The organism is Desulfovibrionales bacterium (genome assembly GCA_028715605.1).
Classification (GTDB): Bacteria; Desulfobacterota; QYQD01; order QYQD01; family QYQD01; genus QYQD01.
The window spans coordinates 24,096-38,087 of the sequence record JAQURM010000008.1 but is presented as its reverse complement, the minus strand read 5'-3'; the positions used below and the strand labels follow the sequence as shown (position 1 = coordinate 38,087).

The 13,992-nt window shown below is 49.9% G+C and carries 9 protein-coding genes; 6 read left to right on the top strand and 3 right to left on the bottom strand.

Going from position 1 to position 13,992, the window contains the following annotated elements:
• Positions 1–92 precede the first annotated feature (92 nt).
• From mpl to nrfD, 5 genes are all read left to right on the top strand, one after another.
• Positions 93–1,523: a UDP-N-acetylmuramate:L-alanyl-gamma-D-glutamyl-meso-diaminopimelate ligase gene (gene mpl / locus PHT49_08905; GenBank protein ID MDD5451997.1), complete on the top strand. Its 1,431-nt coding sequence runs from the start codon at positions 93–95 to the stop codon at positions 1,521–1,523.
• A gap of 99 nt (positions 1,524–1,622) precedes the next feature.
• Entirely contained in the window at positions 1,623–2,213 is a 591-nt protein-coding gene (locus PHT49_08900) for a cytochrome c3 family protein (protein ID MDD5451996.1), read from the top strand.
• 44 nt (positions 2,214–2,257) lie between these two features.
• Complete coding sequence (locus PHT49_08895; protein MDD5451995.1) at positions 2,258–4,582, top strand: molybdopterin-dependent oxidoreductase; 2,325 nt, start codon at positions 2,258–2,260, stop codon at positions 4,580–4,582.
• 9 nt (positions 4,583–4,591) lie between these two features.
• A complete protein-coding gene (locus PHT49_08890; protein ID MDD5451994.1) occupies positions 4,592–5,368 on the top strand; it encodes a 4Fe-4S dicluster domain-containing protein in 777 nt (258 codons plus the stop codon).
• A 46-nt stretch (positions 5,369–5,414) separates the two neighbouring features.
• Positions 5,415–6,653 carry a polysulfide reductase NrfD gene (nrfD, locus tag PHT49_08885; protein MDD5451993.1) on the top strand — a complete coding sequence of 413 codons (1,239 nt, stop codon included), beginning with the start codon at positions 5,415–5,417 and terminating at the stop codon, positions 6,651–6,653.
• Positions 6,654–6,726: 73 nt separating this feature from the next.
• On the opposite strand, the gene nadB is transcribed toward nrfD, so the two are convergent.
• Positions 6,727–8,337, bottom strand: a complete 1,611-nt coding sequence (gene nadB / locus PHT49_08880; GenBank protein ID MDD5451992.1) for an L-aspartate oxidase — start codon at positions 8,335–8,337, stop codon at positions 6,727–6,729.
• A 383-nt stretch (positions 8,338–8,720) separates the two neighbouring features.
• On the opposite strand from nadB, the gene PHT49_08875 reads away from it, so the two are divergent.
• Complete coding sequence (locus tag PHT49_08875) at positions 8,721–9,344, top strand: HAD-IA family hydrolase (protein ID MDD5451991.1); 624 nt, start codon at positions 8,721–8,723, stop codon at positions 9,342–9,344.
• Here PHT49_08875 and PHT49_08870 read toward each other — a convergent pair.
• Both PHT49_08870 and PHT49_08865 read right to left on the bottom strand, forming a co-directional pair.
• Positions 9,302–10,672 carry an MFS transporter gene (locus PHT49_08870; GenBank protein ID MDD5451990.1) on the bottom strand — a complete coding sequence of 457 codons (1,371 nt, stop codon included), beginning with the start codon at positions 10,670–10,672 and terminating at the stop codon, positions 9,302–9,304. The genes PHT49_08875 and PHT49_08870 overlap by 43 nt on opposite strands.
• Positions 10,673–11,067: 395 nt before the next feature.
• Entirely contained in the window at positions 11,068–13,959 is a 2,892-nt protein-coding gene (locus PHT49_08865; protein ID MDD5451989.1) for a DUF748 domain-containing protein, read from the bottom strand.
• Between the last annotated feature and the right edge of the window lie 33 nt (positions 13,960–13,992).

Sequence of the window (13,992 nt, the reverse complement as noted above, 5' to 3'; positions counted from 1 at the left end):
TTACCGAAAGAAAATATCGAACAACGGTTAACGGATAACGGATAACAAACATGCTGACGGCCGAAAGCTTTTTAGAGATGGAGTGATTTAGTATGTCTGACTTAGATATGAGCCTAAACAAGGTGCCTGAAAAGTTGCAGTGCGTCCATCTTATGGGTATCTGCGGGACAGGCATGGGCGCCTTGGCCGGGATGCTTAAGGAAAAAGGCCTTGAGGTCACCGGTTCCGATACCCAGGTCTATCCGCCTATGAGCACTTTTCTGGCCTCTCTCGGCATCAAAATCTTTCAGGGCTATAGCCCGGATAACCTGGGTCACGATCCGGACCTGGTCATTGTCGGCAACGTGATCCGCCGCGAAAATGAAGAGGCACGAGGCCTGGCCGAAAGGAATATCCCCTTTGTCTCTTTTCCACAGGCGTTGAAATACTTTTTTTTAAGAGAAAAGACTCCGCTGGTGGTGGCCGGTACACATGGAAAGACCACTACGGCCTCCATTTTGGCCGCCATACTGGAACATGCCGGGCTGGATCCTGGTTTCATGATCGGGGGTATCGTCAAGGGGTTCGGGCGCAATTATAAACTGGGCAAGGGGCCTTATTTTGTAATAGAGGGCGATGAATATGATACGGCCTTTTTTGATAAGGGTCCCAAGTTCCTGCACTACCAGCCCCATATAGCCATATTGACCAGCGTGGAGTTCGATCATGCCGATATCTATCGGGATCTGGCGGAGGTAAAGGATGCCTTCCGGCGTTTTGTCCGGATTATCCCGGCGTCAGGCGCCTTGGTGGCGCATACCGAGGACGGGATAGTAAGAGAGGTTATTAAGGATGCCCCCTGCCCGGTTATAGGATACGGTGAAGATAAGGGGTTGACATGGACCCTGGCAGGTTGCCTGACTGAAGGAGAAGGAGTGAGGTTTTCCGTTAAAAAAGAGGGCGGATTCTATGCCGAATTCATCAGCCCGCTTATAGGCAGGCACAATGCTCTTAATACCCTGGCGGTCATAGCGGTGTTGGACAGGATAGGCCTTTCGCCGGAGGCGATTCAGGCCGGACTGTCTTCCTTCCAGGGGGTATGCCGCAGGCAGGAGGTAAGGGGTATAAAGAATGATGTCACGGTCATCGACGATTTTGCCCACCACCCTACGGCCGTGCGCGAGACCCTTCTGGCCCTCAGGGCTGCTTATCCGGGGAGGCGTTTGATAGCGGTTTTTGAACCACGAACCAATTCCAGCCGTCGCAGGGTATTTCAGGATGATTATGCCCTTTCATTTGATGCGGCTGATTCCATAATTGTGCGTGAACCGCCTGGTCTGGAAAATATCCCGGAACAGGATCGCTTCTCTTCCAGGAACCTGATTGAGGATTTAAAGACACGGGGCCGGACTGCCTATTATTTTCCCGACACAGACGGCATATTAGGATTTTTGAAGGAACATGCCAGGGGAGGGGATGTAATTGCCATTATGTCCAACGGCGGTTTTGACAATATCCATGAAAAATTGCTGGCTATTTTATAAGGTTACGAAATGAGGCCTCATTCAAATTTCGCTTGACAAATATAAGTGATGGTTATAAAAGAGTCGCAGCTAAAGGTATAAGGGGGAGGCTTGACCGAGATGTCTGAAGAGCACGTATCGACTGGAGGAAGAGAAGGGGGACACAAGCAGGCCGGCGGGGGGTTAGGTATGCTGGCTGCTGGTTTTGTAGTAGCCATTGTGGTTGGCTGGCTTCTTTATCCGGCTATTGTCATGTCTTCGAAGCCTCAACCCATTAATTTCAACCATAAGGTGCACGGCGTAGAAGGAGCGGGATTAGCCTGTGACGGTTGCCATACTTTCCGTGAAGATGGCAGTTTTACCGGCATTCCCAGGCTGGACAATTGTATCCAGTGTCATGCATCGGCGCAGGGTGAGAGTCCGGAAGAGGCCAAGTTGGTCGAACAGTATGTCACGCCCAATAAGGAGATACCGTGGCTTAGTTATTCCTATCAGCCATTGTGTGTCTTCTTTTCCCATGCCGCCCATGTCAAAATGGCTCAACTGGAATGCACGACATGCCATGAGGATATGAGCAAATCCAGTAGCAGTCCTCCGGTAAAGGTCTATAGAATATCAGGCTACAGCAAGAATACCATGTCCATGGAAGCGTGTGAGGATTGCCACGCCAAAAAGGGCACGAGCAATGCCTGTTTTGTGTGTCATAAATGATGTTGGGAGCTTGTTTAACCAAAAGTCTTAAAGAGGGTTAACCTATGAAATTAGATCGTAGAGGATTCCTGAAATTTGCTGCTGGGGGTGTGATAGGGACCTTGGCCACGCCCATACCCTGGGACCTGCTCGATGAATCGGCTAAATTTACCGACCTTTGGGCCCCGGAGCCCGCAAAGGGACCGTCTTCATTTGTTCATAGCACCTGCCGGCTTTGCCCGGGAGGCTGCGGTATAACTCTGCGGCTGGTTGAGGACAAATCGGGCCGCGATGAGTGGCGGGGCTGGCATCATAAAGAATTTATAGACAGGCGCAGGCTTCCGGCAGTGCCGCTTCGGGCGGTTAAGATTGCCGGTAACCCTGACCACCCGGTAAACCGCGGCGGGATTTGCCCGCTGGGAGCGGCCGGCTTGCAGCTCTTATACGGGACAAACCGTATAACCGCTCCGCTTAAGAGGACAAATCCCAAGGGAGAAGGTGAGGCCGCATGGGAAAAGATTACCTGGGATGAAGCCCTCAATATAGTGACCGGAAAATTAAGGGAAATACGGGAAGCTGGCAATTCGCATACGGTAGCCTGTATCCTGGATAACAAAAAAGGACTGACCGCGGAATTAATAGACCGGTTTTTCCGCGCCTATGGTTCTCCCAACGTGATTACTATGCCCTCACAGGAGGATGTCGAGACCGTAGGCCTGTCATTGATGCAGGGAACAGGCGGGCACCTGGCCTATGACCTGGAAAACAGCAAGTACGTCTTGTCCTTTGGGGCGGCATTGCTGGAGGGCTGGGGCGCCCCGGTCCATAACATGATGGTGTTTGGAAAATGGCAGGAGGCGAATGAGCATACCCTGGTCCAGATAGAACCAAACTGTTCCATTACTGCCTCCAAGGCTGATAAATGGCTGGCGGTAAAACCGGGGACTGAGGCTGCCTTGGCCTTGGGCATGGCCAACGTCATTGTTACGGAAGGGTTATATGACCATTCATCCGTCGCACGTTGCCAGGGATTTGAAGGATTCAAGGCGCTCCTTGAGAGTGAATATGATCCCCGTAAAGTCTCAGAGATAACGGGGATTCCAACGGTAGTTATTGCCAACACAGCCCGTGCCTTTGCCGTGACGAGGCCTGCGGTTGCGGTCTATGGCCGCGGCCAGGGAGTGATGTCCGGCAACCTGGCGGAATTTATGAGCATCTATAGCCTCAATGCCTTGGTGGGCAGTATCGGCGCAAAGGGCGGGGTGGTTGTACAGCGGGAGGTGCCGTTTAGTTCCTGGCTGGCGCTGGCAACAGATGCGGTAGCCCAGCAGGGACTCGCCCAGCCACGGATCGATGGGGAAGGCGGGGAGATTAAACATGGCGTTTGCATGGCGCATAACTTGACCGCAGCGCTTAAGAGCGGCGCGGTTAATGCCCTGGTAGTCCACGAAGCCAATCCGTGCTATGCGCTGCCCAGGGCCAATAAGTTCGAGGAAGCGGCGGCGAAAGTGCCCTTTGTGGTGGCCCTTACGAGTTGTATGAATGAAACCGCCCGGTCGGCAGATATTATTTTGCCGGTTGCTTCTTATCTGGAAAGGCTGGAGGATGTAACTTCGGCGGCCCGGGTTCCTTACGCCTCCATGAGTTTGACCCGGCCCGTTCTGGCTAATGTGCCTGAGGCCAGGCACCCCGGAGATGTCTTTCTGACTTTGGCCAGGGCCATAGGCGGAAGCGTCAGTAGCTCGCTTCCCTGGGATAACTTCGAGGCCTTGCTCAAGGAAAAAGTCGGTGGGATTTTTGCCTCCAGACGCGGCCGGATCGGAGATCAGGAAGTGGCCATGCTCGGCTCGTCAGATGAGCTATGGGAAGGTCTCAATGCCGGGAAGTGCTGGTATGAGGATCCGATATTTGGAGGCGGGGGGCTTACATTTAGTCCTCAGGGCCGGACGCCGCGCCTTGAGCCGGTAAGCTGGATGAAGGCTTCTCGAGAGTTTCCGGTGCTTTTAGTGGCTTATGAGAATATCAATATAGCAAATCGCAGGGCAGTGGACACGTTGCCCTATCTAACAAAAAATATCGATAACACTGTCCTTCAGAAACATGACCTTTTGGTTCGGGTAAATCCGGAGACGGCCGGCCGGTTGAGACTGGTTGAAGGGGATGCGGCCACAGTTCAATGTCCTGCCGGAAGATTATCAGTTCGTGTTCACATGGATGTGGGTATGATGCCGGATGTTATCGGCATCCCCCTCGGACTGGGGCATAGCAACGATGACCCGTTTTTGACCGGAAAAGGCGTTAATGCCTATGAGGTACTCGAGCCGGAATTAGACCCGGTGACTGGCCTGGCTGTGTGGTGGGGAACGCGGGCTAAACTTATAAAAGTATGAGGTTGAGATATGAGTGAGCATCATGAGGTCGCCAGCAAAGAAAAATACGGCATGGTTATTGACCTGGATAAGTGTACGGGCTGTGGCACATGTACGGTAGCCTGTCTTTCAGAGAATAACCATTACGTTCGGGAAGATGAGTCGGATAAACTCCATAGCGTTACCTGGATGAAGGTCTATAAGGTGACGAACGGCGCGCCGTTTCCAAATACAAAGGTGGCTTTCATCCCGCGTCCCTGTATGCACTGCGATCACCATACACCGTGCGTTTCAGTGTGCCCGGTCATGGCTACAGACTACAATCCGTTAACCGGCATTGTCAGTCAGATTTACACCAGATGTATAGGTTGCCGGTACTGCGTTGGGGCCTGCCCTTACCATGCCCGATATTTCAACTGGTGGGATCCGGTATGGCCGGAAGGCATGCATAAATTATTGAACCCGGATATGTCCCCGCGTATGCGCGGTGTGGTGGAGAAATGCAGCTTTTGCAATCACCGGCAACAAAAGGCCAAAGATAAAGCCTACGTGGAAGGCCGGAAGGAACTGAAGGATGGCGAATATGTGACCGCCTGCGCCGAGGCCTGTCCCACCGGGGCTATTACCTTCGGTAACATGAAAGATCCGGAAAGCGCCGTAGCCAAACTTATTAAGAGTCCGGGGGCCTTCCGGTTGCTTGAGAAGCTGGGCACTGAGCCGAAGGTCTATTATTTGAGCAGTGAGTCCTGGATCAGAGAATTAGCGGATAATGCGTTGGGGAGAAAGAGGACGGGCGGTCTGGCTTAAAAACAAGGGTTAAATCCTGAATTTTGGTTGAAAAGAGGGGAAGTATATGGATCGTGCATGGATACCAGAAGGGGTTCAAAGATGTGGCGCCGGGGCCTTTTTTTCATGGATGGCGCTTTGGTTGTTCGTGCTGGGCGCTGCCGTAAGTACAGCCCTGTTGATACTCTGGAAGGGCCTGAATCAGACGAATATGAATGATTACTTCGGGTTCGGCGCCTGGATCACTGTCGATCTAGGGGTGATCGCCCTTGGCGCCGGGGCCTTTTTCAGCGGCTTTCTTACCTACGTGGTACGGGTAAAGGAACTCAAGGCCCTTATTAATTTTGCCGTTATCATCGGGTTCATCTGTTACAGCAGCGCTCTATTGATACTGACCCTGGATATCGGCCAGCCACTTCGGGGTTGGTTCGGTTACTGGTTCCCCAACATCCACTCCATGCTGACCGAAGTTATCTTTTGCATCACCCTGTATTTTACGGTTTTGACTATTGAGTACGTACCCTTAATCCTCGAAAACCGGAAGATCTACGCTAATCCGGTGGCACACACCCTGAGCCACAATTTTCATGAGGCCATGGCCATCTTTGCGGCCATAGGCACATTCCTTTCCTTCTTCCATCAAGGTTCTTTGGGCGGCATGTATGGTGTAATGTATGCCCGGCCTTTTGCCTTCCGGGAAGGCTTTTTTGTCTGGCCGTGGACATTTTTTCTCTTTATCTTCTCGGCGATTTCCACCGGACCGACGTTCACCGTTCTTGTCACCATGATCTTGCAGAAGGTGACCAAAAAACGGCTGGTGCCGCGGGAGTCGCTTTCCGTCCTGGCCAAGATAGCCGGTTGGTTGCTTTGCGGTTATGTTATTGCGAAGACAGTGGATACCTATTACTGGGCTACGCATATCCTCCCGGCTAGAGGGCTTACCTTTGCCGAGCAGTACCATGGATACCAGTATGGTATGTGGCTGCCGTTCGTAGAGATTGGTTTGTGTGGTGTAATCCCGGCCCTTATCCTTATCATCCGCCGCCTGCGCGAGAATGACAAATGGCTGGCACTTGCCTGTGTCCTGGCTTCGACTGGCGTGGTTCTTAACCGCTTTATCTTTACTGTGCAGACGCTGGCCATGCCCGTGTATCCATTTGACAAGTGGTATACCTACTTCCCGAGCTGGCAGGAATGGATGACCTCACTGGCCGTAATTGCTTATGGCGCCTTGATTATCTCTCTTTCCTATCGTTACCTGCCGGTATTTCCGTATGAAAGGGATTTGAATCCGCCGGCCAGATAGATTTATAAATCTTTTAAAGTACACGGGAGGCCTGCTTTATATCAATAAAGCAGGCCTTTTTTGTGGCTGGCGGTTATTGCCGCCAGATTATGGTGTCTTTCTTATAATGAGTGTCGTCTTTAGAAGGGTGGTCAAGATTATAATGCAGCCCCCGGCTTTCCTTACGCAGGAGGGCACAGGTGACGATCAATTCCGCTACAGTGGCCAGGTTGCGCAGTTCTAAGAAATCCCCGGTTATTATGTAATCCCAGTAATGTTGCTGTATCTCTTTTTGTATAAACTCGAGACGTTTTTGGGCCAGGGCCAGGCGTTTGTCTGTCCGCACAATGCCTACATAGTTCCACATGAGACGGCGTATCCCGTCCCAGTTGTGAGATATAAGTACCGATTCCTGCAGGTCCACGGCTCCACCCGGATCCCAGGGCGGAACTGAGGGCGGGGTATAGGAAGATTTAGGCCCTATCTCTTCGATGGATGAAAGTAAGGCCTGATAGGCAAAGACGACCGCTTCCAGCAGAGAATTAGAGGCCAGGCGATTTGCCCCATGTAGCCCGGTGCAGGCGGTCTCGCCTATGGCGTAAAGGCCGCTGATACTGCTCCGGGCATAAATATCGGTTAATATACCTCCACACATGTAATGGGCGGCGGGTACAACCGGAATGGGTTCTTTGGTGATGTCAACGCCCAGGGAGAGACATTTCTGATAAATATTGGGGAAACGATTCCTGATAAAATCCGCCGGGCGGTGACTGATATCCAGATAGACGCAATCATCGCCGCTCTTCTTGAGCTCGGCATCTATAGCGCGGGCCACAGTATCCCGCAGGGCCAGGTCTTTCAGGGGATCATATTTTTCCATAAAGGCCCGTCCGTGTTTATCAATCAGGATACCTCCTTCCCCCCGGACGGCCTCTGAGATAAGAAAGTTCTTGGCCTTGGGGTGATAGAGGCAGGTGGGATGAAATTGAACAAATTCCATGTTGGCCATCCTGGCCCCGGCCCGGTAGGCCATGGCCATGCCGTCCCCCGTGGCGATGTCCGGATTGCTGGTGTAGAGGTAAACCTTTCCGGCCCCGCCCGTGCAGAGGAGGGTTATCCTGGACCGAAAGGTATGGATTGACCCTGTTTGGGTGTCCAGAACGTAGGCCCCAAAGCAGGTCTCCTGGTTGTTTTTACCCTTTTTCTTTAACAGCTTGCCCCTGGTCAGGAGGTCGATAGCAATATGGTTTTCATAGATGGTGATGCGCGGATTTTCTCTGGTCCTGGCTACAAGGGCCCGCTCGATCTCCTGTCCGGTGAGATCCTGGGCATGGACGATACGCCGGCGGGAGTGACCGCCTTCCTTGCCCAGGTCAAAGTATGTCTGGTTTTCCGGCCGTGTAGTAAATTGTACCCCGATATCCACTAACTCTTTGATCCTTTCCGGGGCCTCCTTTACGACCAGCTCCACTACATCCGGACGAGACAGGCCATCTCCCGAGCGCAGGGTATCTGCGATATGCAGTTCAAAGGAGTCGTCCGGGCCTGTGACCACGGCAATTCCCCCCTGGGCGAGATTGGTGCTGGTATCCATCATGGCTTTTTTGGTGATGATTGTTACCTCACCATAACGCGCCGCTTTCAAGGCAAAGCTGAGTCCGGCAATACCGCTGCCGATGACCAAAAAATCAGTTTTAATTTCCACTTAAATCTCCCCATGGTATTTGTAAGGCAATCGATTATTGCTATTATTCCAAATTTGGGTATCATAGGGCAATACATTATTTTTAGCAAGCTTGAGATGGTTTTGTAAAAAGTCAATTTTTCACGCAAAGGCGCAAAGACCGCGAAGTAAATCAGAAAAGGCTATTAATCTGGAACTCAGGAAATCAGGAAAAGATAAACCCTCTTTATTTGGAAATGAAAATCTGGAAATCAAGAAATCAGGATTAAAAGATTTTTTCATGAGTTCCTGAGTTCCAGATTTTATTCTTTTTGCGTCCTTGGCGGCGTTGCGTGATATTTTGGACCTTTTACGAGTTCAGCAAGCTTAACAAGCTCATTTCATCTAAGGGGTTATGCAGCATTATGATTAAGGTAGTTGTGTTTGACTGCGACGGGGTCATGTTTGATTCACGGGAGGCCAACCGGGCCTTTTATAATCATATATTGGCGGCCTTCGGACGTAAGGAGATGACCGAAGAAGAACTATTTTATGTACACATGCACACGGCCGATGCCTCTATAGCTCATCTTTTTCGAGGCAGGGAAGAACTGGAGTCAGCGCAGCAGTATCGGCTTGACACGGATTATACCCCATTTCTTCCCCTGATGATAATGGACCCCGGATTGAAGGAGTTTTTAAGGTATCTGCAACCGAAGTACAGGGTGGCTATTGCCACTAATCGGACCACAACCATGGATAAGCTCCTCGAGATTTTTGAACTCAAAAGTCGTTTTGATATGGTGGTTTCAGCCCTGGATGTCGCCAATTCCAAGCCACATCCCGAACCCCTGCTGAAGATAATGGACAGGTTTAAGGTCTTGCCTCAAGAGGTTATTTATATCGGTGATTCGGAGCTGGACGAAAAAGCGGCCGGCGCCGCCGGTATTCGCCTTATAGCCTACAAAAATAAAGGGTTAAAGGCGGCCTATCATGTGGATAGTTTTCACGAAGTTATCCCCATATTAGAGGATAATTGTTCTTCATAACCTGCCTTTTCCGCCATCCCCGCCTTTTCATCTACCTGTAATAATATTATGGCCCCGATGATAAAGAAGACTGCCACGGACAATATCCCCCAACGCAGGCTTCCGGTAAGGTAGATCAGAAGGCCGTAAGACAGGGGGCCGAAAATAGAGGCAAAACGGCCGGAGATAGCAAAGAATCCGAAGAATTCCGCCGCGTGTGAGACAGGTGTAAGCAGGCATTGCAGGGCACGGGATGCCGCCTGACTTCCTCCCAGCACCAGCCCGGCCAGAAAACAGATAATCCAGAATTCTTGCCGTGCTTCCAGAAGCCATCCCAGAAAAAAGGCCCAGATCACGGCTATCACCCAGATAAAGAGGGTGCAGAGTATGGTTCGTTTGTGGCCCAGACGATCGCTGACATAGCCGAAGAATATGGAGCCGATAAAGGCCACTGCCTGGATAAAGAGAAAGAGAAAGATGATCTCCCGGGTCTGCATCCCCACCACCTCGGCGGCAAAGACAGAGGTCATAACAACGATGGTTTCTATGCCGTCATTATAGAATAGGAAGGCGATGAGAAATAAGGATAATGCGCGGAACTTTTTGATCCGGGAGAGGGTGCGTTTTACCCGGGCGAGGCCGATAGCCGCGTAACTCCTGTCACGCCCCGGCGTATCTCCGACTTTAACCCTTTTCCTATCCGTTTTCTTCTCTCGAACCCATAGAAAAGTAGGCAAGGAAAACAATGCCCACCAGATGGCCACGGAGAGAAAACAGGCCTGTACGGTAAATGTTATACGGCCTGCTCCGGGGATATAGAGGCCGTTCAGCATAAATAGGTTTAGTACCAGTAGGGCGGCGCCTCCTATGTAGCCGAAGGCCCATCCCAGACCGGAGACGCGGCCGACATTGGCGGGCGTGGTCATCTGTGGCAGAAAGGCATTGTAAAAGGCGTTGCCGCCGGAAAACCCGATATTGGCCATGATGAAAAAAAACGCCCCTGACCGGACATCTCCGGGGTGCACCAGGTACAGGAGGGCGGTAAATATAATCCCGGTATAGCAGAATCCGGCCAGGAATGCCTTTTTGCGTTGTGAAAAATCGGCTATCGCGCCCAGGATGGGGGCGGTGAGGGCGGAGACAGCCATACTAAGCGATACGATAACGGCAAAAAGTGTCGCCCCATGGATGTGCAGCCCGGCGACGAAGACCCCCCTTTCTCCCCCGGCTACCTCCAGGGCAAAATATTTGTTAAAGATCACCGCCAGGATAGTGGTGGCAAAGGCCGAATTGGCAAAGTCATACATTGCCCAGCCGAAGATCTGTTTGTCGCGCAAGGTCGCCAGCATACGCCTAATTTATGAGAATAAGGGAGATCAAAATTTCAGGAAAGATACCATTGAGTAGGAGGGTTTTGCAAGGAGAATGAGGTTTGGAGTTTCCTGAGCTTTTTAAAGGGGTTTTTTATAATGCTTCGATTTTAATGATAATTTTGCATTTCTTATGTGAACCCCTAGTCTCTTCGCTTCACGGCTTGCGCAGCGACCCTTTCGAGGCTCGCAGGCGGGGAATACTTACCCCTTCCAGCCACTAAAGGGCTGGCTTTCCCCTTCCTACGTGCCCTCGATGGGTACCCCGCTGCTCCAGCAAGTTTCGCTCAGAAACATAGAGGTCCCCTAAAACTCAGAAAACTCCAGGAATGAGGTCCGGTGGTATTTAAAGGTATGTGACCGGCGAGTACAAACTATTTAAGCTTAAAGTCAACCCGGCTGTTTTTTAATGATTCCTTATTCTCCGGCTGAAGGGTCTTCGGCTCGACCAGAAAAATCTTTTCCTGTTCGATCTGCTTGGATTTCAGGATGTAATCCTTGACCTTCAACGCACGTTGTGAGGCTAACAGCCGAAGGTCATCATCTTTCACTTCGATATGCGTAAAGATCAACTTTTCCATCTCGGGCACAGGCAGGTCTTTGGCGATGCCGATGATATTCCTGGGCTTTGGAAACTTCTCGTTTTTATATGCCTTCTTCAGATATTTCGCATATTCGGACCCCTCTATCTTAATCTCATCTACAGATATCGCTGTCTGCCCTTCTTTAATCATATCCTTTAATTTCTGCGCCCTTATCTTTTTATCGAAAATATACTTTCGCAGCCCTTCCCTGTCCTTCTCGGTGTCCACGTGTCCTGTTATTTCAAGTTTCAGTGACGGCCTCTCATATAATGCCTTGATAAGGGTGTCAAGTTTTTTGATTTCATGTTCGCTTATATCGGGACTGCCGTAATCGAACTCCACGTAACTGAGTTCCTCCCCTCCTCCGAAAATCGCCCCGAGGAGCGCGAAGGGGGCCGTGGCCGCCTTTTCGAGGATATTCAGAATAATTTTTATTATTATCCTGCCGACGCGGAATTTCGGATCGTCGAGCGACCCGGTAACAGGGATGTCGAGATTTATTTCCCCATTTCTGTTTTTAAGAAGGGCGATCGCAAGCCTGACAGGCAACTTTGTGGCATCGGGACTCTCGACCCTATTGCCGAGCGTAAACCGGTCAAGGAAGATACGATTCTGGGAATCAAGCTTTCTCTTTACTATCAGGTACTGCAGATTAAGAAACAGTTTCCCCTTCTCTATTGTATAGCCCATGTGTTTCCCTGAATAAGGGGTGAAAGGGCCCATTTCAATATCCTTGAAGTCCACTTTTAAATCAACATACAGGTCTTTCTTCAGTGGGTTTATCTTGCCCGTGATCTCGATCGGCGCATAGTTCTCAAGTTTGCTTCTGACGTCAACATCCGCCAGTTTGGTCTCCTCGGATGATAGGCCTGATATCCTGCCCCCGATTTTTAGTAGATTGGCGGTATATGTCGGCTTGATGGATTTGTCTGTAAAATTAACCGTTCCACCCTGAAGGGTTAACTTCTCTATCTTTATCAGCTTGCCCGTTTTTTCTTCTTTATCAAGCCCGGGTTTATCCTGACCCTGCGCTTTTTCACCTTGAGCTTCCATTATGTTCTGAACATTGAGAGAGCCGTCAGCATTTATTACCAGGCGTGAATAGAAATCTGTAAGCGCAATACCATTGATTTTGACATATAAAGGATCGTATGCCACATCGACTTTATTAAGGTAAAGGGATTTACATTTCAGAAAATCATCACCATCGGCCTTGTCAATGGATGAAAAGCTCGATACTGCGGCATCACCCCTGTATATAAGTTTCATCCTGGAAGCCTTTGAATAACCGGCTGAAAGATTCCCTTTAGCGTTGATATTGCCGTCGGTCACTATTATTTTTATCTTATCTGTAAAATAGGGCTGAAGGGGGGTGATATCGATACCCCTTACATCAAGTTTTATATCTGCAAACGCAGGGTCTATGCCTATTGAACCGGTTGCGGAAACTGAGCCCTTTCTGCCAAGAGTAAATGAAAGAGCGGTTGAGGCCATGCTGTCTTTTGCGGTGGAGACATGTTCCATCTCAAGCCTGAGTTTCTCTGCGGACAGTTTGACGGTTCGATACGGTTTCATGTCCTGAAACCTGACCGTATATTTTTCTACAAGCAGTTTATTCAGTAACGCAAGCCATGGTTTTTCCGCCTTTTCATCAGAAGGGGGTAACAGTGTTTGCAGATTCAACGTTCCGTCCTTTGCGTGCCTGACCGTCACAATGCCGTCCTGTGTGGAGAAATTACCGACTACGACCTGTTTTTTTACAGGATCGATCCCAAGGTCTCTGACGTTGATTACCGGTACATTGAGAAATTCATCCTCATGGTCCCGGACCTTTAATTCCTTTAACTCCAGATTGCCTTTTATGTTGATCGACGGTTCCTTCTCACTATACTGTACATAATAAATGGTGGTCATCATATCAAGGTATCCAGACAGCACCTTGAAGTTCATCTCGGAAGGGATATAGGCGAGATAGTATGGGATATCCAGATGTTTTATATTTACATCAAGCGTCGTCTCGTGTGAGTCTGCAAAAGGCTTTGACTTCCCCTTAAGTGATACAGGGTGATTATTGATTTCCGCTTCAAAGGACGGTTTTACATATTCTTCGGCAAGGTACGGCAGGTTTGAGATAAAAGGGATCGCTATGCTTAGATCCCTTACCTTATGGCGAGTTTGTTTCGGCCCGTCCCAAAAATCTACACTGCCGTTCAGTATCTGTATATTGTTTAACGAAAACCTCAGCGGTTTTGATTTTGTAGTCTCTTTCTCTCTATCCGGCCCCAAAAGATCGGAAAAATTATATGTCTTGTCTGCATTTCTTTTGACATTCAGATACGGCTTTTGAAGCCTTATCTCCTTAAAGATTAGACCTTTTTTAAAGATGGAAACACTCTGAAGATTAGCAAACAGTTCCTCAAAAGAGATGAACGTTTCGGAACCGCCAAGCTCTTTGACGGCAAAACCTTTTACTCCCAATGAAAGCGCAAAAGGGTTGACCTTTATTTCCCGGATAATAACTTCGCGGTGGAGTTCCTCAGAAAGTTTCTCTATCAGGAGTGATTTTAGGATAGGAGGCAGGACAAAGAAGCCTACTACCGTAAAGATAAAAAGTCCTATGAGTACACCTAGAAAGGCCTTTTTGTAAAAGGCGGCCGATTTGAATCGTTGTGGCAGTCTCACAGGAAGCCATCCTCAAGGTTGTTTTACAGGTAA